Raw genomic sequence first — 25,453 nt, 5'->3', positions numbered from 1 at the left:
GGGCGGACGAAATAGAAAACGGGCACTGGCCCCGATGGCCTGATTCCCTGATCAATCACCTATTGTTAATGGCTGACGCTGTCTGGCTCAGAGGACACAAGCGTGCCAGTGACGACGCTGAAATGGGTAGACGTTCGCCCCGTCGAACGTTCAGCCGTGCTGCTGGGCTTCCTGTTCCATTTCTGCGTGCTCGCCAGCTACTACCTCGTGCGGCCGTTGCGCGATGCGATGGGGCTGGAGGGCGGGGCGGACAAGTTGCAGTGGCTGTTCACCGCGACCTTTATCGTGATGCTGTTGATGGTGCCGCTGTTTGGAGCGCTGGTGTCACGATTGCCGGCCCGGCGCTTCGTGCCGTTGATTTATCGTCTGATCGCGCTGTCCATGTTGGTGTTCGGGGTGCTGATCGCCAACCGCGTCGGCCCGGTTCAGGTCGGGCGGGCATTTTTCGTGTGGATCAGCATTTATAACCTGTTCATTGTCTCCATCTTCTGGAGCGTGCTGGTCGACCGGTTTTCCAGCGAGCAAGGTAAGCGGCTGTTTGGTTTTATTGCGGCGGGCGGGACCCTGGGTACATTCGTCGGCCCCTGCTGGCGGCGACCGCGGTCACGAAACTGGGGCCGGTTGCGTTAACGGTGGGCGCTGCTGTGTTGTTGGAGCTGGCGGTGCGATGTTACTGGGCGCTTCTGCACCGAACTCAAGCGCGCAGCGGAAAATCCACGCTCGATGATTGCCGCCTGGGCGGTGGCATGCTTGGCGGGGTAACGCTGATTCTTGGCTCGCCCTATCTGCTCGGGCTAGTGCTGTTCATGCTGTTGCACACCAGCGCGGCGACCTTGTTGTACTTCGAGCAGGGTCGAATTGTGGCCGGCAGTTTTTCCGATGTGGCCAGTCGCACACAGTTTTTTGCGGTCGTCGATTTGATCGTGTCGGCGCTGACGCTGGTCTTTCAGTTACTGCTGACGGCGCCGTTGATTCGTCTGGTCGGCGTCGTGGGTGCGTTGCTCGCGCTACCCTTGGCGACGATCGTGGCGTTTTGCGCGATGGCTCTGGCGCCCGTTCCTGCAACCGTCGCGTTGGCGCAAGGGTTGCGCCGCGCGGTCGAGTTCTCGGTGGTGCGACCGGCGCGGGAAATGCTCTGGACGGTGGTCAGTCGAGAAGAAAAGTACAAGGCCAAGAATGTCATCGAAACCGTGGTGTATCGCGGCGGCGATGCGGCCAGCGGCTGGCTGTCGGCTGGCCTCACCGCACTGGGCGCCGGCTTCGGTCTGGTGGCTGTGCTGATCGTGCCCTTTGTCGGGCTCTGGGGTGGATTGTGCTGCTGGTTGGCAAAGCGCCATGAGCAGCGCTCGAAAACCAATGATTCATGAGGAAACCGTATGGCGCGCGCAACTGTTTTCAGCCGTAGACACATCCTCAAGCTCGCTGCTGGCGCCTCGGCAGCGGTGGGCTTGAATGCCGCCTTTGGAGAATCAGCCATGTCGTCGCGGAAAATGCTGACCCGACTGATCCCATCCAGCGCCGAGCCACTGCCAGTCATCGGGCTGGGGACCTATCGCGGCTTTGATGTCACGCCGTCCGACCCGGGCTACAAGGACCTGCCTGCCGTGCTGGATGCCTTGTTCGAGAAGGGCGGTACGGTGATCGACTCCTCGCCCATGTACGGTCACGCCGAACAGGTGACGGGCGAACTGTTGGCAAACCTCAACCCGCGCGTTACGCCGTTTCTGGCGACCAAGGTCTGGACCCGCGGCCGGGAAGCGGGCATTGCGCAGATGGAGCAGTCGTTCAAACGGTTGCGAACCGAACGTATCGATCTGATGCAGATTCACAACCTGCTGGACTGGCAGGCCCATCTGCCCACCTTGCGCCAATGGAAGGAAGCAGGGCGCATCCGTTACATCGGCATCACCCATTACACCTCGTCCGCCTACGACCAGGTGGAGGCAGTGCTGAGGGCTGAGCCCCTGGATTTCTTGCAGATCAACTACGCGTTGGACGATCGCGCGGTCGAAAACAGAATCCTGCCATTATGCCGTGAGCGCGGCGTGGCGGTGATCTGCAACCGGCCGTTTGGCGGCGGGGCGCTGATAGGCCGAATGAAAGACAAGCCGCTGCCGGGATGGGCCGCGCAGGTGGAGGCGGTTAGCTGGCCGCAACTGGCACTCAAGTTTCTGCTGTCTCATCCGGCGGTAACCTGTGTGATCCCCGGTACAGGTAACCCGCGTTACATGGCGGAAAATGCCGGTGCCGGGTTCGGGCCGCTGCTCAGTGAGGCTCAGCGTCAGCAGCTGATTGAATCGTGGAGATGACGACCCTCACAGCAACCGCTCCAGGCACGCTCAAGACTCGAAGCGCCAGCCTGGACCTGATCAAATGGATAGGGCTGCTGACCATGCTGCTCGACCATATGCGCCTGGTCTGGCCCCACATGGTCGACCTGTTCATTCTCGGACGCTTCTCCTTCCCGTTTTTCTGCCTCGCCATTGCCGCAAACGTCGCCCGCGCCAAACCGGGTGAGTTTCTGACGGCAGCCAACGCCCGTTACTTCACCTTGATGGTCGTGTTCGGCGCCCTGTCTGAAGTGCCATATCACTTCATCGGTACCTCGGGCACCTTCAATGTGCTGCCCACTCTGGCGCTGGGGCTGGTGGTGGCCTGGGGCGTTCAGCATCGCACCGCCGCCAGCGTGGTGCTGGCGGTGATTGCCGTCGGGGTGGGGTATGCGCTGGATAAGCCCTTGATGTATGGGTTCCATGGCGTGCTGGTGCCGGCGGCATTGCTGCTGGCGATCAAGAAGCCGGGGATTTTGTGGTCGCTGCCCTCGCTCCTGTGCTTGCTGATCAACAGCCGCACCGGACTGCTGGGCAGGGCGGCGGGTCTTGAGATGTTTGCGTTGCTGTCGCTGGCCACGGCGGTGGCTGCGCCGCTGATTGGGCTGTGGCTTCTGCGCCAGCGGCTCACCTTCAAGGTCTGGCCGGTGCGGCAGTGGGGGTATTGGTTTTACCCGGGGCACATGGTGGCGTTGCAGGCTGTTCGGGTGCTGATGTGAATCGAGGTTTGGTGCCAAGGATGTCTCGGCGCCAAGTGGCGGTTGATGAATAGAGTAATTTGGACCGGTATTAAGACCTAATTTGGAGTCTTAATCATGCAAAACGTCTTGGCCAATATCGCAGTCAGCGTATCTGAATTGAAGAAAAACCCCTCGGCCGTGTTGAGCGGCGCCGGTGGTAGCCCGGTCGCCGTGCTTAACCACAACCGCGTCATGGGCTATATGGTGCCTGCCGAAGTATTTGAAGCGATGATGGAGCGGCTGGATGATCTCGATCTGGCCGAGCTAGTCCGCGCTCGACGCCACGAAACACCTGTCCCGGTAGGTCTGGATGACCTATAAGCTTGAGTTTCTGCCATCAGCACTCAAGGAATGGGGCAAGCTGGGACATACCCTAAGGGATCAACTCAAGAAAAAACTCGCCGAACGACTTGAAACGTAGTGACAGTGGGCAAGCGAGAGCGTGGTGCAGTCTATGAAAAAGCGCTGAAGCTTCGATAGCTTAGGCTATGGCTTAAACTTGTCGGCAGCAGCCGCATCGAACCTTGCCCGCGAATGAGGACACCGCGGTTTTTCAGTGATTGCGCGTCATCGTTCATCGCGGGCAAGCCCTAATGCCAGTCAGTTAAGGCGAGATCCATGTGGGAGCGGATTTATCCGCGAATGAAGGCGCCGCGCAATGCCAGAAAAACCGCGGTGAATGGATTCGCGGATAAATCCGCTCCCACAGAATCTATGCCTTAACTGACCGGCATTGGGGCAAGCCCGGCTCCTACATCTAGATTCGGCAGAACCGGGGATGGGTGTGGGAGCAGAGCTTGCTAGCGATGAGGCCAGCACAGGCGACAAAAAACTTACCCCAACACATGCGCCTCACCCAGCGCGGTGATCCGCACCGTACTCCCCGTCGGCGGGATATCGATGCTCGAGCTGCGCACCAGCAAGGCGCGGTTCATGGGCCTGCCATGGGTAGCCATGGGCGGCGCCGCCAGCTCCACGGTCAGGGTGCAGGTGTTGCCGCCAAAGTCGCGGTCGGTCACCACGCCGAAGCAGCCGGGTGTGCGTTCAAGGCAAGTCGGCTCGCTGGTCAATAGCAGTTGTTCAGGCCGTAACATGATGCGCGCCGCGCCTGTCACCGAGGTGCCGTTGACGTGAACCAACCCCAATTCGCACGTGGCCCTGCCATTTTCGATCCAGGCCGGCATCACCACCGCATCCCCCAGAAACAGCGCCGTTTCCTCATCCTGCGGCCAGCGGTAGAGGTCCATCGGCGGGCCGGCCTGCACCAGCCGGCCCTGGCGCATCACCGCCAACTGGTCGGCGAACGACAGTGCTTCGGCCTGATCGTGAGTCACCAGAATGGTGGTGACGCCGGCGTTGCTCAGCAGCCGCGCGACCATCTTGCGCATGGAGGCACGCAGACCGGTGTCGAGTGCTGAAAACGGCTCGTCCAGCAGCATCAGCCGCGGTTGCTGGGCCAGCGCCCGGGCCAGCGCGACGCGCTGCTGTTGCCCGCCGGACAGCTCGTGCGGCCAGCGCTGGGCCATGCGCCGGTCCAGCGCGACCCGGTCCATCAGCTCATCGATGCGCGGCTGCTTGCCGGCCGCGGTGCCCGGCAGGCCGAAACCGATATTGCCAGCCACCGTCATGTGCGGGAACAGCGCACCGTCCTGCGGTACATAACCGATCTGGCGCTGATGAGCGGGGACTTCATGGCGCCCGTCGACCAGCGTGCGGCCATTGAGCACGATACGGCCAGCGTCGGGAAACTCGAAGCCTGCGATCATGCGCAGCAAGGTGGTCTTGCCCGAACCGGACGGGCCGACAATGGCGGTGCGGCTGCCGGCCGGCACCGACAGATTGACGTTTTCCAGTGCCGCGAGCGGGCCGAAAGACTTGTAAAGGGCGGTCAGTTCAAGGGCGCTCATCGGCCTGCCATGCGTTGGGATTGGTGGTAGAGCAGCCCGGTCAACGGCAGCGACAGCAGCACCATGATCAGCGCATAGGGCGCGGCGGCGGCATAGTCGATCTCGCTGGTCATGGCCCAGAAGCCGGTGGCCAGCGTCCGGGTGCCATTGGGGGCCAGCAGCAGGGTTGCCGTCAGTTCATTGGTCACCGCCAGAAACACCAGCGCCGCACCGGCCGCGGCGCCCGGCGCGGCCAGGCGCAGGGTGATCAGCCAGAGTGCCTGGCCCGGGGTGCGGCCCAGGCTGCGGGCCATGTGCTCAAGTTCGACCGGGGCCTGGGCAATGCCGGCACGCAGGCTGACCAGTGCCCTGGGCAAAAACATCAGCAAATAAGCCAGCAGCACCGTGACGAGGGTCTGGTAGATCGGCCGGGCAACATGAATCGTGAACGTCACCAGCGCCAGGGCCACGACAATGCCCGGCAGTGAACTGGTGATGTAGTTGCAGCTTTCCAGCACTCGGTGCAAGCGCCCCGGCGAGCGAATCGACAACCAGGCGATGGGCACCGCCGCGCAGGTGGTCAATACCGCGCCCACAGTGGCCAGCACCAGGGTTTGCTCCAGCGCAGGCACGATTTCGTCCAGGTGCCAGACCTCGATGCCACCGGCGATCAGCCAACTGCCCAGGGTCACCAGCGGCACGCCCAGGGCGAGCAGACTGGTGAGGATCGGCAGCAGCAAGGCCAGCGCCGAGGTCTTGCGATCAAGCACGGTGAGCCGCTGCACCCGCGCGCTGCCCGAACCGACCCGGGCATAGCGCAGATGCCCGCGAGCGGCCGATTCAACCGTCAACATGGCCAGGCAACACAGCGCCAGCACACCGGCGAGCATGTTCGCCGCCGGGCCGTTGAAGGTGGATTTGAACTGATCGAAGATCGCCGTGGTGAAGGTGTCGAAACGGATCATCGCGTACAGCCCGTACTCGGCCAGCAAGTGCAGGCCCACCAGCAAGGCACCGCCGCAAATCGCTAGCCGCAACTGTGGCAACACCACCCGGTAAAACACCGCCCAGGGCTTGAGCCCGAGCGATTCGGCGACATCTTCAATGGCCGGGTCCAGGCGCCGCAGCGTCGCGGCAATCGGCAGGTAGAGAAACGGGAAGTAGGCAACCACCGAAATCAGCACCCCGGCAAACAACCCATGAATCGGCGGCACCAGGCTGACCCAGGCATAGCTGTGAACGAAGGCCGGCACCGCCAGCGGCGCGGTGGCCAACAGCGACCAGAGGCGCCGTCCGGGCAGGTCGGTGCGCTCGGTCAGCCAGGCCAGGGCAAGCCCCAGCGCGATGCACAAGGGCAGGGTCAGCAGCACCAGCAGCACGGTGTTGACCAACAGCTCGCCGACCCGGGGTCGAAACACCAGGGTGACGATACCGTCCCAGCCCGTCTGCAGTGATACCCCGAGCACAAATGCAATCGGCATCAGGGCCAGCACCGACACCAGCACCGACAGGCCAATCACCCAGGCGCCGCCGGTTCGCCGCCGACGCAAGGGTGCAAGCGCCGGCGCCGCGACCTCGGCGGTGTCCGGCAACGACAGGTGCTCGTTCATCGACTTACAGCAGCCCCGCCTGAGTCATCAGCTCGACGGACTTTTTGCTGTTGAGTCGGGAGGCGTCGACGGCGGGCGCATCCAGCTGGTCGAGGGGCACCAGTTTCGGGTTGGACGCCACGCCCTTGCCAACCGCGTACTCGAACGACTTGCCGTCCTTGAGAATCGCCTGGCCGTCCTTGCTGGTGATCCACTTGAGGAACGCCTGGGCCTCTTCCTGGTGTTTGCTCGATGCCAGCACGCCGCCACCGGACAGGCTGACAAAGGCGCCCGGGTCCTTGTGCTTGAAGTAGTGCAGGGCGGTGTTCTTGCTGTTTTCGCCGGTCTTGGTCTGATCGACGAAGCTGTAGTAGTGATAGATCACGCCGCTGTCGATCTGCCCGGCATTCACCGCCTTGAGCACGGCGCTGTTGCCACGGTAAGCGGTGGCGTTGGTTTTCATCGCCTTGAGCCAGTCCAGGGTGGCTTTTTCACCCTTGAGCTCCAGGATGGCGCTGACGATTGCCTGGAAGTCCGCACCCGCGGGCGATGCGCCCCAACGGCCTTTCCAGCTCGGCTCGGCCAGGTCGACGATGGACTTGGGCAGGTCGACCTCCTTGAGCTTGTCCTTGTTGTAGACAAACACCGTCGAACGCGCGGCGATGCCAACCCATTTGCCGTGGGCCGGGCGATACGGCGCGCCGACTTGCTCCAGGGTGCCCGGGGCGACAGGGGCAAACAACCCGGCGTTGTCGACCAGCACCATGGCCGGTGAGTTTTCGGTGAGGAACACGTCGGCCGGGGACGAGGCACCTTCCTGCACCAGTTGGTTGCCCATTTCGGTGTCAGCGCCATTGCGCAGCGTGACCGGGATGCCGGTCTCCTGAGTGAAGCCCTCGGCCCAGGCCTTGGTCAGGCTTTCGTGTTGCGCGTTGTAGACCACGATGCCCTCCGGGCTCGTCGCGGCGCTGACAACGCCTGCGCTGAGCAGGGCCGTGGTCAAAAGGGCTTTCTTGAACAGCGAAGGAATACGAGCAGACATTCTTGGGCAACTCCTGCGATTTTTTGAGTTATCAGGCACAGGTCTGTGTGGCGCAGGCTGTCAAGCACTAAACCAACCAGATCAAAGCGAATTGTTTGCATTTTGATTCTAGGAGACTGTCGGGCAGTGGATGAGAAAAACTCGCTAAAACCGATGGGCTGCACCGTGCGCGCAATCCGGTCATGGCGGTCTGATGTTGTGATCTGTGAAAGCCGTCCAGGCTCCGGCCGTCATCTTCAATCGTCGATACACCGCGAAAGACAAGGCGCTGCAGGAAACTGAAAAGACAATGTCGATGTTAAAAAATGTTATGTGAAAAAATTACTTCACATAATTCGTTCACTGGAGGATTATCTGTTCACAGCCCCGCCGTGGTGCGCGATGGGGCAACAGTGTTTGTTTTCCTCTGGAGTCCCCATGAACAACAAGAATGTCGGTGTTGTAGGTCTGGGCGCGATGGGCCTGGGTATTGCTCGTTCGCTGCTGCGCAGCGGTTTCAATGTGCATGCCTGTGATGTCCGCGCGGCAGTTACCGAGCAGTTCGCCAGCGAAGGCGGCGTGGCTTGCGCTTCGCCTGCCCAGATGGCCGCTCAGTGCGATGTGATCATCACCGTGGTGGTGAACGCCGAGCAGACTGAAACCGTTCTGTTTGGTGAAAACGGAGCCGTGGCGGCGCTGGCCCAAGGCGGCCTGGTGATCGGTTGCGCCACCGTGGCGCCGACCTATGCGGTCGAGCTGGGCGAGCGCCTGGCCGAAGCCGGCCTGCTGTACCTCGATGCGCCGATCTCCGGGGGCGCCGCCAAGGCTGCCGCGGGCGAGATGACCATGATGACCTCGGGCCCGGCAGCGGCCTACGCCAAGGCCGAAGCCGTGCTGCAGGGCATGGCCGGCAAGGTTTACCGCCTGGGCGACGCCCATGGCCTGGGCTCCAAGGTCAAGATCATCAACCAGCTGCTGGCCGGGGTGCACATCGCCGCCAGCGCCGAAGCCATGGCCCTGGGCCTGCGCGAGGGCGTCGATGCCGATGCCCTCTACGAAGTGATCACCCACAGCGCCGGCAATTCCTGGATGTTCGAAAACCGTGTACCGCACATCCTCAAGGCGGATTACACGCCGCTGTCGGCCGTCGATATCTTCGTCAAGGACCTGGGCCTGGTGCTCGATACCGCCCGGGCCAGCAAATTCCCGCTGCCGCTGTCGGCCACCGCCCATCAGATGTTCATGCAGGCCTCCAGCGCCGGTTTCGGCCGTGAAGACGATTCGGCCGTGATCAAGATTTTCCCCGGTATCGACCTGCCGACCGCCAAGCCCGAGTCTGTTTGAGGAGCCTCTGATGACCCACCCCACGGTACGCCCTTTGCTGGGCTGCATTGCCGATGACTTCACCGGCGCCACGGATTTGGCCAACATGCTGGTGCGCGGCGGCATGCGCACCATCCAGAGCATCGGCATTCCCAGCGGCGACGCCGCGGCGGGGCTGGACGCCGACGCCGTCGTGATCGCCCTGAAGTCGCGCACCTTGCCGGTCAATGAGGCGATCGAACAATCGCTGGCGGCGCTGGCCTGGCTGCGCGAGCAGGGCTGCGAGCAGATTTTCTTCAAGTATTGCTCGACTTTCGATTCCACCGCCGCCGGCAATATCGGCCAGGTCAGCGAAGCCTTGCTCAAGGCCTTGGGCAGCGATTTCACCCTGGCCTGCCCGGCGTTCCCGGAAAACGGCCGGACGATCTTTCGCGGCCACCTGTTTGTCCAGGACCAGCTGCTGAGTGAGTCGGGCATGCAGCATCACCCGCTGACGCCGATGAACGACGCCAACCTGGTGCGCGTGCTGCAAGCGCAAACCACCCGGCCGGTCGGCCTGTTGCGTTACGACACCGTCGCCAAGGGCGTGGAGCCAGTACGTGCCCGGATTGCCGAGTTGCGCGCCCAGGGCACCGGCATGGCCATTGCCGATGCCGTCTGCGATGCCGACCTCTATACCCTGGGCGCCGCCTGTGCCGACCTGCCACTGTTGACCGGCGGTTCGGGCCTGGCCCTGGGCCTGCCGGAAAACTTCCGCCGCGCCGGTAAGCTGCGCGACCTCGACGCGGCCCAATTGCCGGCGGTGCAGGGCGGTGAAGTGGTGCTGGCCGGTAGCGCGTCGGTCGCCACCAATGGCCAGGTCGCGGCCTGGCTTGAAGCCGGTCGCCCGGCGCTGCGTCTCGATCCGCTGGCGCTGTCCGCCGGCGAGCCGGTGGTTGAACAGGCGCTGGCCTTTGCCCGCGACAACGAACAGACCGTGTTGATCTACGCCACCAGCTCGCCGGAAGACGTCAAGGCCGTGCAGCGCCAGCTCGGTGTCGAGCAGGCCGGCACGCTGGTCGAACAAGCCTTTGGTGCCATCGCTCAAGGCTTGCGCCAGAGCGGTGTGCGCCGTTTTGTCATCGCCGGTGGAGAGACTTCGGGCGCGGTGGTACAGGCGCTGGATGTCAGCCTGCTGAAAATCGGTGCGCAGATTGATCCGGGTGTGCCGGCGACCGTCAGCAGCGGTGACCAGCCGCTGGCCCTGGCACTCAAATCCGGCAACTTTGGTGCTCGCGACTTTTTCAGCAAGGCCCTCAAGCAACTCGCGGGAGCCGCGCAATGAGCAATGAAAACGCCCTGCGCGAAGAAATCTGTGACGTGGGCCGCAGCCTCTACGCCCGCGGTTACACCGTGGGCAGTGCCGGCAATATCAGTGCGCGGCTGGACGACGGCTGGCTGATCACGCCGACCGACGTCTGCCTGGGTCGCCTGGACCCGGCGCGGATTGCCAAGGTCAACCTGGCCGGCGAGTGGGTCTCGGGCGACAAGCCGTCCAAGACCCTGGCCCTGCATCGCCAGGTCTATGACCGCAACCCCGGTGTCGGCGGCGTGGTCCACACTCACTCCACCCACCTGGTGGCGCTGACCCTGGCCGGCGTCTGGCAGGCGGACGACATCTTGCCGCCGCTGACCCCGTACCAGGTCATGAAAGTCGGCCATATCCCGTTGATCAGCTACCAGCGCCCGGGTTCGCCGAAGGTCGCCGAACAGGTCGCCAAGCTGGCCAACAGTGTGCGCGGCGTGATGCTCGAGCGGCTCGGCCCGGTGGTCTGGGAGAGCTCGGTGTCCAAGGCCAGCTACGCCCTGGAAGAACTCGAGGAAACCGCGCGGCTGTGGCTGATGAGCCAGCCCAGGCCGGCGCCGCTGGATCAGGCAGCGCTCGATGAGTTGCGAGACACCTTCGGCGCGCATTGGTAAGGCGCCGGACTGACCAACACCCCATAGTGCAAGCCGGGTCCGGAGGTTTCGAAGGCTCTGGCTTGCCTGGAAAACAATAACAACAGGACATTCCAGCATGACTTATGTTCGCTGCTGCACTCTCGTTTCTGATTACATGCACCTGCCTTCATGCCGCTGTGCAGGAGGTCGGACATGAGCCCGCTTCTGCTGATGGTGACCGCGGGCGCGGGCATCGCGCTGCTGTTGTTCCTGGTGCTCAAGTACAAGTTCCAGCCCTTCGTGGCGCTGATGCTGGTGAGCATCCTGGTGGCCCTGGTGGCCGGGGTAAAACCGGCTGATCTGGTCGCCACTATCGAAGGCGGCATGGGCAAGACCCTGGGCCATATCGCGATCATCATTGCCCTGGGCGCGATGATCGGGCGGATCATCGAACTCTCCGGCGGCGCCGAGGCGCTGGCCAAGACCTTGATCGAACGCTTCGGCAACCGGCGCACACCGCTGGCGCTGACCATCGCCGGCTTTATCATCGGCGTGCCGGTGTTCTTCGAGGTCGGTGTGATCATCCTGATGCCACTGGCCTATGGTATCGCTCGCCGCGCACGCAAGCCGCTGCTGGTGTTCGCGCTGCCGATGTGCGCCGCCTTGCTCACCGTGCACGCCTTCCTGCCGCCGCACCCGGGTGCCGTCGCCGCCGCCAGCCAGTTGGGTGCGGACCTGGGCCGGGTGCTGATGTTCGGCCTGCCGATCACCGCCTTCCTCTGCTATGTCGGCTACCGCGTGGCCGGGCGCATGACCCGTCGTTATTACCCGATGACCGATGACATTCGGGCCGAAGTCTACGGCCCGCATGTCACCAACGAAGACCTCGCCGCCTGGACCAACGGTGAAAACGGCAGCACCAGCCCACGGGCCGCCGAGGCCGCCTCGCACATGGGCCTGGAAGAAGCCACCAGCGCCATCGTCTCCAAACTGCCACCGGCGCCGCCGCCGGGCTTTGGCCTGATCGTCAGCCTGATCCTGTTGCCGATCATCCTGATTCTGCTGGGAACCTTGTCCACCTCGTTGCTGCCGCCTGAATCGGCCCTGCGCGGTGTCATGACCGTGCTCGGCGCACCGCTCGTCGCGCTGCTGATCGACACCCTGCTGTGTGCCTGGCTGCTGGGCTCGCGCCGGGGCTGGAGCCGCAGCCAGGTCTCCGATGTCATCGGTTCGGCCTTGCCGGGCGTGGCCATGGTGATCCTGATTGCCGGTGCTGGCGGCGTGTTCGGTAAAGTGCTGGTCGACACCGGCATCGGCGCGGTGGTCTCGGACGTGCTGCGCACCACGGGTCTGCCGGTGCTCGCCCTGGGCTTTCTGTTGACCATGCTGTTGCGTGCGGTGCAGGGTTCGACCACCGTTGCACTGGTGACCACAGCCGGCATCATCAGCCCGCTGATCACCACCCTCGACCTGACCCCCAACCACATGGCCCTGCTGTGCCTGGCCATGGGCGGTGGCGGCCTGGCCATGTCGCACATCAACGATGCCGGTTACTGGATCTTCACCAAACTGGCCGGTTTGAACGTGGCCGACGGCTTGCGCACCTGGACGGTGATTACCACGCTGTTGGGCACCCTGGGCTTCTGTATTACCTTGCTGATCTGGCCCTTTGTCTGACCCTCTTTTCCAAGGAGTTACCATGCCTCGTTTTGCTGCCAACCTCAGCATGTTGTACCCCGAACATGCCTTCCTGGACCGTTTCGCCGCCGCCGCTGCCGACGGCTTTGAAGCGGTGGAGTACCTGTTTCCCTATGACTACAGCGCCGCGGAACTCAAACAGCGTTTGAGCGACAACGGCCTGCAGCAGGCGCTGTTCAATGCACCGCCGGGTGACTGGGCGGCGGGGGAGCGGGGCATCGTCAGCTTGCCGGGTCGCGAAGCGGAATTTCGCAGCGGTTTTGACCGCGCGCTGGAATACGCCGCGGTGCTGGGTAACTCGCGCATCCATGTGATGGCCGGCTTGCTGCCCTCGGAAAGCGACCGCCCGCGTCACCACGGCGTGTACCTGGAAAACCTCGGCTATGCCGCGGCCCAGGCGGCCAAGGTCGGCGTCACGGTGCTGCTCGAACCGATCAACACCCGCGACATGCCGGGCTTTTTCCTGAATCGCCAGGACCAGGCCCAGGCGATCTGCCGGGAAGTGGGGGCGAGCAATGTGAAGGTGCAGTTCGACTGTTACCACTGCCAGATTGTCGAAGGGGATCTGGCGACCAAGCTGCGCCGGGATTTCGCCGGTATTGGCCACATCCAGATTGCTGGCGTGCCGGACCGTCATGAACCGGATTTGGGTGAGCTGAACTACCCCTACCTGTTCGCGTTGATCGATAAGCTCGGGTATGACGGCTGGGTAGGCTGCGAGTACCGGCCCAAGGGCGATACTTCGGTGGGGTTGAAGTGGTTGCGGGACTGGAAGGCGCTTTGATCTGAAATAGCCAAAAGCTTCGCGGATAAATCCGCTCCCACATGTGGGAGCGGATTTACCGGATCGCCGGACCGCCGCGAATAGCGCAAATCAAAGCCCAGCCTTCCCCGAAGGCAATAACAACTCCACCCCCTGCTTGCGAATCCCGTCCGCCGCCGCAATCGCCAGTTCATCATCGCTGATGATGATGTCGAACTGCTCGAGCCCGGCGATCTTGTACATGCTGAACGTCCCGTACTTCGAGCTGCTGGCCACCAGCACCACTTGGGAAGCGGACTGCATCGCTACCTGCTTGACCTCGACCTTCAACGCCGACGGCGTGGTGATGCCACGGCGCAGGTCCCAGCAGCTGGTCGACATGAAGGCAATGTCGGTGACGATCTGGCGCAAGGTCGCCACGGCCAGGCCGCCGACGCAGGAAAGGTTGGAATGGTCGAGTTGCCCGCCGGTGTGAATCACCGTCACATGCGGTGCGTCCGTCAGCGCGTGGGCAACGCCGAAGTCGTTGGTCACCACGGTCATCCCGGACATCGCCTTGATATACGGCACGATCTCCAGCGTGCTGGTGCCCGCATCCAGGTACACCGTCATGTCGTTGTGCAACAAGCTGGCGGCCAGCTTGGCCATCGCCTGTTTCTGCGGCAATTCGACCACAGCCTTGAGTTGATGGCTGGGCTCGCTGTGCAGCTGGCTGGCGATGCGCACGCCACCGGTGACCGAGTACGCCCGGCCTTCCTGTTCGAGCAGGGCGATATCGCGGCGCACGGTCATGTGCGAGCAGTCGAACATCTCCATCAATTGATGGACGCTCAGTACCTGGTGCTTGCGCAACTGCCGCAGGATCAGCTCGCGGCGTTGCTCGGGAATCATCGGTGCAGCGCCTTCGGCGATGTCCTTTTGGCTGGGCAATTCGGGCTCCGGAATCTGGGAGAAATCGGGAGCAGCATAGCAGTTGTCGGGGCCAGGCCATAAGCGCCAACACGTCAGCCTGACGGGATGTTGAACAGTTCTGCGGCGCTCTCGCGCAGTATGCTTGAGCTCAATGCGGTGTGCACCGACGCGTCACATCAGCGCAATTATGCGTAATTATGCAAATATTCATAAATTATGGATTTCAGCATAAAGGCGCATAAACCAAAGACAGCCGAGCTTGCCGGGACGCCGGACCGTAGCAGTTAAGGATTGAGCGACACCGTTCTGGTAGGAGCGGACCTGGCCGCGATGGGCTGCGAAGCGGCCCCGGCGATTCTGAAACCGCCGGCATTCGCAAGCTGATTCGCAGATGTCACAGGCCCAAGGGGCCGCTGCGCGGCCCATCGCGGCCAGGTCCGCTCCTACAGGGGTTACAAGGCTAGCGCCGCGTGGGTACCGCTGCGCAGGGCGCCTTCGATATAGCCCATCTCGCCACAATCCCCAATCCGGCTGATCGGCACATCACAGGCGCTCAAGCTATCGGCCAAGCGGCTATCAGGCCCGGCACCCAAGGCCAGCACCACCGAGTCAGCCGCCAGTTGCTGCAGCGGGCCATCGCCCTGGCGGAAGCTGACGTCCTTGGTGCCGATGCTGTCGATGTGGACCTGGGTCAACATCGCCACCTGATGCTGCTCCAGGTTATCCAGCACCCGCCAGCGCCGCACGATCGACAACTCGCGACCCAGATGGGTGCCCGGTTCCAGCACGGTCACCTGGCGGCCGCGCTCAAGCAGAAACTCCGCCAGCTCAAGCCCGACCAGCCCGCCGCCGATGATCACCACGCGCTTGCCCAGCGGCATCCACAGTTTCGACAGGGTCTTCAGGGCATCGGCGCTGTCGGTCACGCCACTGAGGCTGCCGGCTTTCATCATCGCGCGCTGGGTGAGCGAAAGCTTTTCGCGGGCGATTTCGTCGGCGCGATCACCTGTCATCAAGCGCCGCAATTCGTCGCCGCTCCACACATGCTTTTGTTTCGCCCCGGGGATATCAGGGGCGTCGCGGCGGGCACCATTGCCGACCAGTACCTGGTCCACCCCCAGCTGTCGGAGCAGCTCTGGCGTGGCCTCGGTGTTCAGGCGCACCTCGATCGGCAGGGCCTTGACCTGATGCACCAGGTTATCCAGCAGTGCGCCGTTTTCCGGGTAGGCGAGGGCGGCGAAGAACAGCGTGCCGCCGAGCCGGTTGCTGCGCTCGATCAGCGTCACCTTGTGCCCGCGCAGCGTCGCCACCCGTGCCGCTTCCATGCCGGCCGGGCCGCCGCCGACCACGGCGATATGCCGAGGCACGGCGGCGGGGCTGATCACTGCTTCAAACTCATGGCCGGTGAACGGGTTGACCGCGCACTTGACCCGTTCATTGACAAAAATCTGGCTGACGCAGACATAGCAGTAGATGCATGGGCGTATCGCCTTGGGGTCGCCACGCATCAATTTGTTCGGCAGCTCAGGGTCAGCCAGCAGCTTGCGGGCCATGGCGACAAAGTCGCACTGGCCCTCGGCGATGGCGCGCTCGGCCACCTCCGGCTCCAGGCGCCCGGCCGTGATGACCGGGACATCGACCACTTGGCGAATCGCCGCGGCCCACGCGAGAAAGCCGGCCGGTTGATGCACCAGCGGCGCTTCGGTAAAAGCCGTGCCGGTGGTAAACGCTGCATAGGCCGACACTGAAATCGCCTGAGCACCTGCCGCCGTCGCCAAGCGTGCAACCGCCTTGGCATCATCCAGGCTGATGCCGCCTTCAAGGCCCAGCTCGCAGGCATCCAGGCGCAACCAGATCGCAAAGTCCGGGCCGACCCGGCGACGGGTCTCGTGCAGCACCTCGATCAACAGGCGGGCGCGGTTTTCCAGGCAGCCGCCGTACTCGTCATCGCGTTTGTTGTAATACGGCGAGAGGAAGCCGGCGATGATGTAGCTGTGCGCGGCATGGATTTCCACGCCATCGAAGCCGGCCCGCTGCGCGCGTTCGGCCGCGGCGGCGAACCACTCGACCATCTGGGCGATATCGGCCTTGCCCATCACCCGGATCGCCGGCTTGCCGGCCAGGCCCTTGGCCGAGCTGATAAAGCACCCCAGTTCTTCAGGGGTGAGCGAGTTCATCATGTTGCTCTTCACGGCAGACGGCATCGACGGCACCCACAGCTCGCGACCTTCGGCGAGGTCGCGCACCGCGGTCTTGCCGGCATGCTGCAGCTGGATGGCGATCTTGGCACCGTGACGGTGAACGCGCTCGGTCAGGGCCTTCAGGCCAGGGATGAAACGATCGTCGGAGAGGCCGACCTGAAACGGCTCGGCAGTACCGGCCGGATAGGCAATCGAGCCGACGCCCATGATCAGCAGCCCGGCGCCGCCGGCGGCGCGGGCTTCGTAGTAAGCCTGGATACGCTCGCTACAGGTGCCGTCGGCTTCGGCGAAGTTGGAGCCCATTCCCGACATGATGATGCGGTTGCGTAACTCCAGCGAGCCGATGCGACCCGGGCCGAGCAGATGAGGATAATGACTCATGGCAGTGATCCTCGGCGGTCAGGCTTCCTGAAGGAAATCCAGGCACTGACGGTTGAACAGCGCCTGATGTTCAACCTGCACCCAATGGCCGCAGCGGTTGAGCACAGTGAAGCGCGCGTGCGGCGCATGGGCCAGGAACTTGAACACCCCCGCCGGCGGGTTGAAGCGGTCGTCACTGCCCCAGAAACCCAGGATCGGGCAGCGGATTTCGTGCAGGCGCTCGGTCATGTTCTGCACCAGCATGGTCGCAAACAGGTTGGCCGGTTGCGTCGCCGCCACCGCCACGCGCTCGGCCAGCAGGCTGTCAGGCAGCTGGCTGGCGTCGAACAACTGCAGGTTCATCACGCTGCGCATCTGCTCCAGGCCCATTGGCCCTTCGCTGTAGACCTGGACCATGTGGGCGATGCCGGGCATCTGAAAGTAGGTCTCGCGCTCCTCGACGCCACCGGGCGCCATCAGGATCAGCCGCTCCACCCGTTCCGGATGGGCCAGCGTCAGCCCCAGGGCAATGGCGCCGCCCAGTGAGTTGCCGAGCAGGGTGCAGCGCTCGATGTCGATGGCATCCATCAGGGCCTTCAGGTGGCCGACGAAAAAGTCCAGGTTGTAGTGAGCATCCAAGGGTTTGTCCGAGCGACCGAAGCCTGGCAGGTCGAGGATGATGTTGCGGTACCCGGCTTTCTGGAACGCCGGGTAGTTGCCCTTGAAGTTGCTGAAACCGCTGGCGCCCGGGCCGCTGCCGTGCAGCCAGATCACCACCGGGCCCTCGCCGATGTCCAGGTAATGCAGGCGCAGGCCATCGGGCAACTGAACGTAGTTGCCAGTGGGCAGGGGCAAGTCTTTTTCGTTGTGGCTCATGTAACGTCCTCTTCAGGGAATCAGGCAGCGGCGGCTTCTGCGGGCGCTGACGGGATACGGTGTTGCTGCAGGATCTGAGCGCGGTAGCGGGGAATGGCCAGCAGCAGGCACAAACAGGTGATCAGTAACAACCCGATGGAACTGGCCAGCGCGTAGCGCAGGGCCTCGATGCCGATCCGGGCGCTGTAGAAGTCACTGAGCAGGCCGGTGACCAGCGGGCCAAGGCCGACGCCCAGCAGGGTGATGCCCATGAAGAACAGCGCCGTGGCCTGGGCCAGTTTGCTGGCCGGGAACAAGTGGCTCAGGGCGCTGATGCACGGCACCGACCACCAGGTGCCGAAGAAGGCGAAGCCCAGGTAGAACAGAAACCCGGCGGGCACCGGGACGCTGCCCAGCGTGAAGGCAATGCCCGCCGGCCACATGAAATACAGCACGCCGAAGGGGACGCTCAACAGGGTGCCCACCAGCGCCGTGCCGATCTGCCAGCCGGGGTCGCGGGCCGACAATTTGTCGGTGACCAGCCCGCACAGCAGCGTACCGACACCGGAGATCAAGCCGCCGCCCAGGCCGATCAGCAGCCCTGCGTGCTGGATGCTCAGGCCGTGGGAGCGAATCAGAAAACTCGGGTTCCAGGTGCCGAGGGCGTACCCGGCAACGGCGGCGGCGCTGGCGCCGATCACCATCAGGCCGTAACTCGGGGTTTGCAGCAAGGTACGCAAGGTCTGGACCAGTCCATCATTGACCTGGGTGGCCAGTGGGCGCACATGTTTGGGGATGCGCACCGTCCAGGCCAGAATCAGCCCCAGCAGCACCCCGGGGGCGCCGACCAGAATGAATGCCATGCGCCAGCCGTAGTGCTCGGCGATCCAGCCGCCGGCACCCAGGCCCACCACCGCGCCTACCGCCGGCCCCATCAACAGCACCGATAAGGCCCGTGAACGCAGGTGTTTGGGGTACAGATCGGCGACCATCGCCACCGACGGCGCTGCGCCGCCGGCCTCACCAATCGCCACGCCGATGCGAAACAACAACAGCAGGCCGAAGCTGGTGGCCAGCCCGCAGAGCATGGTCATCAGGCTCCAGGCGATGCAGGCCAGCGCCACCACCGGCTTGCGCCCGATGCGGTCGGCCAGGCGCCCCAGCGGCAGCCCGAAGACGGTATAGAACAGCGCGAAGGCGACGCCTGACAGCAACCCGATCATGGTGTCGGAGACACCGAACTCGGTCTTGATCGGCTCGATCAGGATCGAGACCAGCAACCGGTCGATGTAATTGAAGATGTAGATCAGGGCGATGACGGCCAGCGCATAGTGCGTGCGCCAGGTGACGGGGGGTGAGGCGCTCACTGTGATGCTCCTGTTCTTGTTGTATTGGGTTGATGGTCAGTGTTGTGGCGGGGTGGGGCATCGTCCGTTCAGACCATCATGTTGTGGGAGCGGATTTATCCGCGAATCGCTTCACCGCTGTGGGTCTGACACACCGCAATTCGCGGATAAATCCGCTCCCACAAGGGTAAGGCGGCCCAGCCAATTCAAGCTCTTGTCGGGCGTTAGTCTCAACGGACGATGTTCCCCTGTCCCGGCGTCGCAATGATGGCGACCAACGCAATCGGACAAGGAACCGCTATGAAACTGTCAGACAAGATCGCCCTGGTGACCGGTGCCGGGCAAGGCATGGGGCGTGCCATCGTCCGTCATTTCGTCGAGCAGGGTGCCACAGTATATGCCGCCGACATCAATGCCCAGGCGCTGGAACAAACCTGCGAAGGCCTGGGCAACAGCGCCCGGCCGCTGATTTGCAATGTCGCCGAAGAAGCCTCGGTGCAGGCAGCCATGGCTCGCATCGAAAGCGAAGCCGGGCGTTTGGACATCCTCGTCAACAACGCCGGCATCGGTTCGGTGGACGCCTTTCTGGAAACACCTCTGGAAAACTGGCAGCGAGTCATCAACGTCAACCTGACCGGCGTGTTTCTCTGCGCCCGGGAAGCCGGCCGGCTGATGAGCGCCCGCCAATCCGGGGCCATCGTCAACCTCTCCAGCACCGCCGCCGTGACCGGTGAAGGGCCGTGCCATTACGTCGCCGCCAAGGCCGGCGTGATGGGCCTGACCCGCACCCTGGCACGCGACCTGGCGCCTCACGGCATCCGCGTCAACACCCTGGTCCCGGGCCCGACCGACACGCCCATGATGCAGGGCATTCCCGACGAGTGGATGCAGGCCATGGTCAAGGCCATCCCGCTCGGGCGCCTGTGCCGCCCTGAAGAAATCGCTCAGGTGGCGGCCTTCCTGGCCAGCGACGAAGCTAGCTTCGTTACCGGGCAAAACGTCGCCGTCAATGGCGGCATGGCCTTCATCTGAGGAACAAGCCATGACAACAAGAATGCACGACAAAGTGGTGTTCATCAGCGGTGGCGGCTCGGGCATCGGCGCCGCCACGGCCCGGCGCATGGCCGAAGAGGGCGCCATGGTGATTGTCTGCGGCCGCCGCGAGGCGCCGCTGATCGAGATCGTTGAACAGATCCGCGCAGCCGGTGGCAAGGCCGACCTGCGGGTCGCCGATGTCAGCGACGAGCAAGGTTTTATCGCCGCCATCGAATCGGTGGCCGACCAATATGGCCGCCTCGACGTGCTGGTCAACAACGCCATGGCCTACACCTGGGGCGCGATTGACGACATGTCCACCGCCGACTGGCACGCCAACTTCTCCACCACCGTCGACGGTACCTTCTGGGGCACCCGCACGGCCATGCGCCTGATGAAGGCCAGTGGCGGCGGCTCGATCGTCAACCTGGCCTCGATCTGCGGGTTGTTCGGCATGCCGTGGATGGCCGGCTATTCGGCAGCGAAGGCGGCCGTCATCAACTTCAGCCGGGCGGTGGCCTCGGAAGGGGCGGCCAGCAACATCCGCTGCAACGTGGTGATCCCGGGCGTGGTCCACACCCCGGCCACCGAAGGCATGCTCGAAGACGCCAGCACCCGCGAAAAAACCGAGCGGCTGATCCCCATGCGCCGCGTCGGGCACGCCACCGAACTGGCCAACGCCGTGCTGTTTTTGGCCAGCGACGAAGCCTCGTACATCACCGGCGCGAGCCTGGCGGTGGACGGTGGCCGTGGCTCCGAGCTGTACACGGTGCTGGAGTGAGCGCAACCATGGATCAGCAAGCACTGCTTGAACGCCTCGACCGCCTTGAATCCACCGAGGCCATCCGCCAACTGGTGGGCAAATACTCCCTGTCGCTGGACATGCGCGACCTCGATGCCCACGTCAATCTGTTCGCGGCCGATATCCGCGTGGGCCGTGAAAAGATCGGCCGCGCGCACCTCAAGGCCTGGGTCGACGACACCCTGCGCTACCAGTTCACCGGCACCTCGCACCACGTCGGCCAGCACATTATCGAGTTCAGCGACCCTGACCATGCCATCGGCGTGGTGTATTCGAAGAACGAGCACGAGGCCGGCAACGAGTGGGTCATCATGCAGATGCTCTACTGGGACGACTACGAGCGCATCGACGGCCAGTGGTACTTCCGCCGTCGGCTGCCGTGCTACTGGTACGCCACCGACCTCAATAAACCGCCGATCGGCGACATGAAGATGCGCTGGCCGGGCCGCGAGCCTTACCACGGCACCTTCCACGAACTGTTCCCGTCCTGGAAATCCTTCTGGAACCAATGCCCCGCGGATGACGGCCTGCCCCAGGTCGCCGCCCCCGCGCCGCTGGACGGTTTTTTGCGCGGCATCCGTCGCGACACCCCGGCACCGCGCATTCGCGTGCGTTAAGGAGGCCTTTGATGAACGAGCTTTTCCAGCCCACGCGCTTTGGCGACCTCGAACTGCGCAACCGCGTGGTGATGGCGCCCATGACCCGCAGCCGCGCCGATGAACAGGCACTGCCCACCGCCGAGATGGTCGAGTACTACGCTCAGCGCGCCAGCGCCGGCCTGATCATTGCCGAAGGCACGGCGCCGTCGATGCACGGCCTAGGCTATTGCCGCACACCGGGCATTTATTCGCCCGAACAGATCAGCGCCTGGCGCCGGGTGACTGACGCGGTGCACAGCGGCGGCGGGCGCATCGTCCTGCAGCTGATGCACTGCGGCCGCGTCGCCTGTGCCGAGAACAAACCGGCCGGCGCGCGCACCGTGGCGCCGTCGGCCATCGCTGCGCAGACCGAACTGTTTACCGACAGCGCGGGCCTTGTGCCGACCCTGACACCCGACGCCCTGACCGCCGACGAGATCGGCGCGGTGATCGAAGACTACCGCCAGGCCGCGCTCAATGCCCGCGCCGCCGGTTTTGACGGGGTCGAATTACACGCCACCAGCGGCTACCTGCCGATGCAGTTCATGGCCGAAAACAGCAACCAGCGCACCGACGCCTACGGTGGCAGCCTGGAAAACCGCGTGCGCTTTCCTCTGGAGGTGCTCAAGGCCATGAGCGAGGCCATCGGCGCCGGCCGCGTCGGCCTGCGCGTGTGCCCCGGCAACCCCTACAACGATGTGCGTGACAGTGATCCGCTGGCCACCTTGCAGGCACTGCTCGCCGGTATCAACGGCATGGGCCTGGCGTACCTGCATGTGATGCGCGCACAGGTGCCGGATCTGGACGCCTTCGCCATCGCCCGTGCAGGTTTCAGCGGTGCCCTGCTGATCAATGACGGTTTTGACTTTGCCAGCGCCCACCAGGCGCTGACCGATGGCGCGGCGCAGGCGGTGTCGTTCGCCCGTCATTTCATCGCCAACCCGGATCTGGTCGAGCGCTTTCGCCACGGCCTGCCGTTGGCTCGCTTCGACCGTAAAACCCTGTACAGCGCAGGCGCCGCCGGTTACTGCGACTACCCCGTGCACCAAACCGTGGAGGAGGGCGTATGAGCGACCTTGGCATGACCGGGCAGGTGCCTGGCGTGGTATCCCGCGAGCACACCCAACAGTTGCTCGACCGCCGCGCCCAGGCGGCGTCGGCCATCAAGCCGGCCGATCTTTACACCCTCGCCGACCGCCTCGAAGCACGCGCGGCGGCCTTTGCCGAGCGTGACTTGCTGGTGATCGGCGAACGGCGCTACAGCTACGCCGAAGTCGACCGTGAGGCCAATCGCTATGCTGCCGTGTTGCGCGCTCGCGGCATCGGCTGCGGTGATGTGTGCGCCCTGGCCATGGAGAATCGCGCGGCGTTTTTCTTTGCCTGGTTCGGCCTGGCCAAGCTCGGCGCGGTCACCGCGTTCATCAATTATCATCTGGCCGGCAAGCCGCTGCTGCATGCCCTGCAAAGCACCGGCGCAAAAGCGGTGATCGTCGGCCAGGAATGCCTGCAGGCGTTCGTCCAGACCCCGGAAACGGCCAGCTACCCCTTGTGGCAGGTCGATGACCCGCAGCTGACTGCGCCGCCGTCGGTCTGCGATTTCGTCGACCCGACCTTCAGCCAGCAATTGAGCCAGGCGCAGCCTGTGCCCATTGACCCGGTGTGCCGAGCCGGGGTGCGAGCCGAAGACACCATGCTGCTGATTTTCACCAGTGGCACCACCGGCCTGCCCAAGGCCGCCAGGTACAGCCACATGCGCTGGATGAGCTCGGGCGATGTGATGCAGGTGACCCTGGATGTCAGCCCCGACGACGTCTTCTACTGCTGCTTGCCGCTGTATCACGGCGCGGCCGCTACCTCGGTGACGTCCACCGCACTGACGGCCGGCGCCTCGATCGTGGTGCGCCGCCGGTTCAGCGTCAACGCCTTCTGGCCGGACGTGCGCCAGCACCGCATCAGCGTGTTCCAGTACATCGGCGAAATCTGCCGCTACCTGCTCAGCCGCGAACCGCAGCCCGATGACCGCGACCACGGCCTGCGCTGCATGCTGGGCGCGGGATTAAGCCCGGACATCTGGCAACGCTGGATCGAGCGCTTCGGCAACCTGCCGATTTACGAAGGCTGGGGCTCCACCGAGGCCAACGCCAACATCCTCAACGTCGACAACCGCGTTGGCTCCTGTGGACGCGTTCCGTTCTGGGAAAAGACCAACGTGCGGCTGATCCGCTTCGACACCGAAAGCCAGAGCCATGTACGTGATGAACAGGGCTTCTACGTGCAGTGCGAGCCGGGTGAAGTGGGCGAGGCGATCGGCTTTATCATCGACCACCCGCAGATCGGCGCCGGGCGCTTCGAGGGCTACACCAGCCGCGAAGCCACTGAAAGCAAGATCCTGCGCAACGTCTTCCAGCCGGGCGATGCCTACTGGAGTTCCGGTGACCTGCTGCGTTATGACGAGGACGGCTATTGCTATTTCGTCGACCGTATCGGCGACACCTTCCGCTGGAAAAGCGAGAACGTCTCGACCCAGGAAGTCGCCGATGCGCTGGGCGATTACCCGGGCCTTGAGCTGATCAATATCTACGGCGTGCAGGTGCCGCAGAACGAAGGCCGGGCCGGCATGGCCGCGGTGCTGATGCAGCCGGGGCAGGTGTTCGACCCGCAGACGTTCTTCCAGCTGACCCAGGAACGCGTGCCGCGCTACGCCGCGCCGTTGTTCGTGCGAGTTTGCGCCAGCGCCGACCTGACCAGCACCTTCAAGTTGCGCAAGGTCGACTTGCAGCGCCAGGGCTACGACCCGCGCCAGTTCGACGACCCGCTGTTTGTCCGCGACGAACGCAGCGCCCGTTACCTGCCCTACAGCAAAGAGGTGCTGGCAAACAACGGTTTGCTGCCCTTCGCGGGAGACCAGTAATGGGCGAGATCGAAGCGGGTGGGGAAGTGCGCAACGGCCTGCGCTTTCCCTTCATTGAGCCGCCGCCGGCCGGGCATACGCTGGAAATCGCACCGGGATTGCTGTGGTTGCGCATGCCGCTGCCCTTCGGCCTGGACCATATCAACCTCTACCTGTTGCGCCACGGCGAGGGCTGGGTGGTGGTCGACAGTGGCCTGAACACCGACGTCGGCAAGGCGACCTGGGAGCAGGTATTGAGCACTGCCATGGCCAACCTGCCGATTGTCGCGCTGATCGCCACCCACTTTCACCACGACCACACCGGGTTGATGTGCTGGCTGGCCGAGCGCTTTCGTTGCCCGCTGTACATGACCGCCGGCGAGTTCCAGGCCTTGCACGTGCTGCCCGGCAAGGGCGCCACGCCGGGTTGGGAGTTCGAGCAGTTCTACCGCCAGGCCGGGCTTGAGGAGGAGGAGGTCAAGGGCCTGGTGCCGGTGATCAACGACTCGGTCTTCCACAGCGAGCTGCCGCGCAGCTTTCGCCGTCTCAGAGGCGGCCAGACCCTGCAGATCGGTACCCGCCGGTGGCAGGTGGTGATCGGCTCCGGCCATTCGCCGGAGCATGCCTGCCTGTACTGCCCGCAGGATCAGCTGCTGATCTCGGGTGACCAGGTGTTGCCGCGCATCACTTCAAGTGTGTGCGTCGCCGTCACTGAACCCTTGGCCAACCCACTGGGCGACTGGCTGAACTCGGTCGAGCAGCTGCGCAGCGTGCCCGACAGCGTGCTGGTGCTGCCGGCCCATGAGCGGCCGTTTTATGGCCTGCACCAGCGCCTGGATCAGTTGCGCAGCCACCATGAGGTCCACCTGCGCGCGCTCACCGAGCAGCTGCGCGGCCCCATGAGCGCGGCGCAAATCCGCCCGATTCTGTTCCCGAAAATCAAGAACCGCTTCGACCTGTTGATGGCCCTCGGGGAAACGCTGGCACACCTGCACCTGCTGGTCGAGCAGGGAGTGTTGCTGCGTGAGCGCAGTCACGGGGTGTACCGATTCTGCCTGAGCCACTCAGGTGACCAGCCGATTGACCTGTCAGCGGATATCCACCTCTGAGCCGGTCGCGGTCGTTAAAAGTTGGGCCCTGGGGC

The 25,453-nt window shown here is 63.9% G+C and carries 21 protein-coding genes and 2 pseudogenes; 16 read left to right on the top strand and 7 right to left on the bottom strand.

All coding sequences use genetic code 11. The features are described from left to right. The first annotated feature begins 102 nt into the window (after positions 1-102). From GUY40_RS02030 to GUY40_RS28660, 5 genes and pseudogenes are all read left to right on the top strand, one after another. Positions 103-1,367: pseudogene (locus GUY40_RS02030) on the top strand (NTP/NDP exchange transporter). Between the two features lie 9 nt (positions 1,368-1,376). Next, positions 1,377-2,309 (top strand): aldo/keto reductase, encoded by a 933-nt coding sequence (locus GUY40_RS02025; protein ID WP_166567267.1) that lies wholly within the window; start codon positions 1,377-1,379, stop codon positions 2,307-2,309. Further along, a complete protein-coding gene (locus tag GUY40_RS02020; RefSeq protein WP_166567266.1) occupies positions 2,306-3,049 on the top strand; it encodes a TraX family protein in 744 nt (247 codons plus the stop codon). The genes GUY40_RS02025 and GUY40_RS02020 overlap by 4 nt, the downstream gene beginning before the upstream one ends. A 96-nt stretch (positions 3,050-3,145) precedes the next feature. Next, entirely contained in the window at positions 3,146-3,391 is a 246-nt protein-coding gene (locus GUY40_RS02015) for a type II toxin-antitoxin system Phd/YefM family antitoxin (RefSeq protein ID WP_166567265.1), read from the top strand. Further along, positions 3,381-3,485, top strand: a pseudogene (locus tag GUY40_RS28660) (type II toxin-antitoxin system RelE/ParE family toxin); the annotation flags it as partial. The gene GUY40_RS02015 and the pseudogene GUY40_RS28660, both read left to right, overlap by 11 nt. A 418-nt stretch (positions 3,486-3,903) precedes the next feature. Here GUY40_RS28660 and GUY40_RS02010 read toward each other — a convergent pair. From GUY40_RS02010 to GUY40_RS02000, 3 genes are all read right to left on the bottom strand, one after another. Further along, positions 3,904-4,977, bottom strand: a complete 1,074-nt coding sequence (locus tag GUY40_RS02010) for an ABC transporter ATP-binding protein (RefSeq protein WP_166567264.1) — start codon at positions 4,975-4,977, stop codon at positions 3,904-3,906. Then, positions 4,974-6,437 (bottom strand): ABC transporter permease, encoded by a 1,464-nt coding sequence (locus GUY40_RS02005; protein WP_371924690.1) that lies wholly within the window; start codon positions 6,435-6,437, stop codon positions 4,974-4,976. Before GUY40_RS02005 ends, GUY40_RS02010 begins: the two co-directional genes overlap by 4 nt. A 133-nt stretch (positions 6,438-6,570) precedes the next feature. Next, entirely contained in the window at positions 6,571-7,587 is a 1,017-nt protein-coding gene (locus tag GUY40_RS02000; RefSeq protein ID WP_166567262.1) for an iron ABC transporter substrate-binding protein, read from the bottom strand. Positions 7,588-8,004: 417 nt separating this feature from the next. On the opposite strand from GUY40_RS02000, the gene ltnD reads away from it, so the two are divergent. From ltnD to otnI, 5 genes are all read left to right on the top strand, one after another. Continuing rightward, positions 8,005-8,910 carry an L-threonate dehydrogenase gene (gene ltnD / locus GUY40_RS01995; protein WP_166567261.1) on the top strand — a complete coding sequence of 302 codons (906 nt, stop codon included), beginning with the start codon at positions 8,005-8,007 and terminating at the stop codon, positions 8,908-8,910. A gap of 10 nt (positions 8,911-8,920) precedes the next feature. Next, positions 8,921-10,213: a 3-oxo-tetronate kinase gene (otnK, locus tag GUY40_RS01990; protein ID WP_166567260.1), complete on the top strand. Its 1,293-nt coding sequence runs from the start codon at positions 8,921-8,923 to the stop codon at positions 10,211-10,213. After that, a complete protein-coding gene (locus tag GUY40_RS01985) occupies positions 10,210-10,848 on the top strand; it encodes an aldolase (protein WP_166567259.1) in 639 nt (212 codons plus the stop codon). Before otnK ends, GUY40_RS01985 begins: the two co-directional genes overlap by 4 nt. Before the next feature lie 174 nt (positions 10,849-11,022). After that, entirely contained in the window at positions 11,023-12,486 is a 1,464-nt protein-coding gene (locus GUY40_RS01980; RefSeq protein WP_166567258.1) for an SLC13 family permease, read from the top strand. A 22-nt stretch (positions 12,487-12,508) separates the two neighbouring features. Continuing rightward, complete coding sequence (gene otnI / locus GUY40_RS01975) at positions 12,509-13,291, top strand: 2-oxo-tetronate isomerase (RefSeq protein WP_166567257.1); 783 nt, start codon at positions 12,509-12,511, stop codon at positions 13,289-13,291. A gap of 90 nt (positions 13,292-13,381) precedes the next feature. Here otnI and GUY40_RS01970 read toward each other — a convergent pair whose 3' ends face one another. From GUY40_RS01970 to GUY40_RS01955, 4 genes are all read right to left on the bottom strand, one after another. Next, a complete protein-coding gene (locus GUY40_RS01970; protein ID WP_166567256.1) occupies positions 13,382-14,200 on the bottom strand; it encodes a DeoR/GlpR family DNA-binding transcription regulator in 819 nt (272 codons plus the stop codon). Between the two features lie 434 nt (positions 14,201-14,634). Beyond that, entirely contained in the window at positions 14,635-16,764 is a 2,130-nt protein-coding gene (locus GUY40_RS01965) for an FAD-dependent oxidoreductase (RefSeq protein WP_166567255.1), read from the bottom strand. An 18-nt stretch (positions 16,765-16,782) separates the two neighbouring features. Further along, positions 16,783-17,619: an alpha/beta fold hydrolase gene (locus GUY40_RS01960; RefSeq protein ID WP_166567254.1), complete on the bottom strand. Its 837-nt coding sequence runs from the start codon at positions 17,617-17,619 to the stop codon at positions 16,783-16,785. 20 nt (positions 17,620-17,639) lie between these two features. Further along, positions 17,640-18,965 (bottom strand): MFS transporter, encoded by a 1,326-nt coding sequence (locus GUY40_RS01955; RefSeq protein ID WP_166567253.1) that lies wholly within the window; start codon positions 18,963-18,965, stop codon positions 17,640-17,642. A gap of 279 nt (positions 18,966-19,244) precedes the next feature. On the opposite strand from GUY40_RS01955, the gene GUY40_RS01950 reads away from it, so the two are divergent. The 6 genes from GUY40_RS01950 to GUY40_RS01925 are packed head-to-tail and all read left to right on the top strand — an operon-like array spanning position 19,245 to position 25,418. Beyond that, the gene (locus GUY40_RS01950) at positions 19,245-19,976 is read left to right on the top strand and encodes an SDR family NAD(P)-dependent oxidoreductase (protein ID WP_166567252.1); all 732 of its coding nucleotides are present in this window, start codon (positions 19,245-19,247) and stop codon (positions 19,974-19,976) included. Between the two features lie 10 nt (positions 19,977-19,986). Next, a complete protein-coding gene (locus tag GUY40_RS01945) occupies positions 19,987-20,760 on the top strand; it encodes an SDR family NAD(P)-dependent oxidoreductase (protein WP_166567251.1) in 774 nt (257 codons plus the stop codon). Between the two features lie 8 nt (positions 20,761-20,768). After that, positions 20,769-21,398, top strand: coding sequence for a nuclear transport factor 2 family protein (locus GUY40_RS01940; RefSeq protein ID WP_166567250.1), 630 nt, complete (start codon positions 20,769-20,771; stop codon positions 21,396-21,398). An 11-nt stretch (positions 21,399-21,409) separates the two neighbouring features. Then, the gene (locus GUY40_RS01935; protein ID WP_166567249.1) at positions 21,410-22,489 is read left to right on the top strand and encodes an alkene reductase; all 1,080 of its coding nucleotides are present in this window, start codon (positions 21,410-21,412) and stop codon (positions 22,487-22,489) included. After that, entirely contained in the window at positions 22,486-24,330 is a 1,845-nt protein-coding gene (locus GUY40_RS01930; RefSeq protein WP_166567248.1) for a long-chain-acyl-CoA synthetase, read from the top strand. Before GUY40_RS01935 ends, GUY40_RS01930 begins: the two co-directional genes overlap by 4 nt. Then, positions 24,330-25,418, top strand: coding sequence for an MBL fold metallo-hydrolase (locus tag GUY40_RS01925; protein ID WP_166567247.1), 1,089 nt, complete (start codon positions 24,330-24,332; stop codon positions 25,416-25,418). The genes GUY40_RS01930 and GUY40_RS01925 overlap by 1 nt, the downstream gene beginning before the upstream one ends. Positions 25,419-25,453 lie beyond the last annotated feature (35 nt).

This window comes from Pseudomonas sp. R5(2019) (assembly GCF_009905435.1).
Taxonomy (GTDB): Bacteria; Pseudomonadota; Gammaproteobacteria; order Pseudomonadales; family Pseudomonadaceae; genus Aquipseudomonas.
This window is presented reverse-complemented; position numbering and strand designations above follow the sequence as displayed.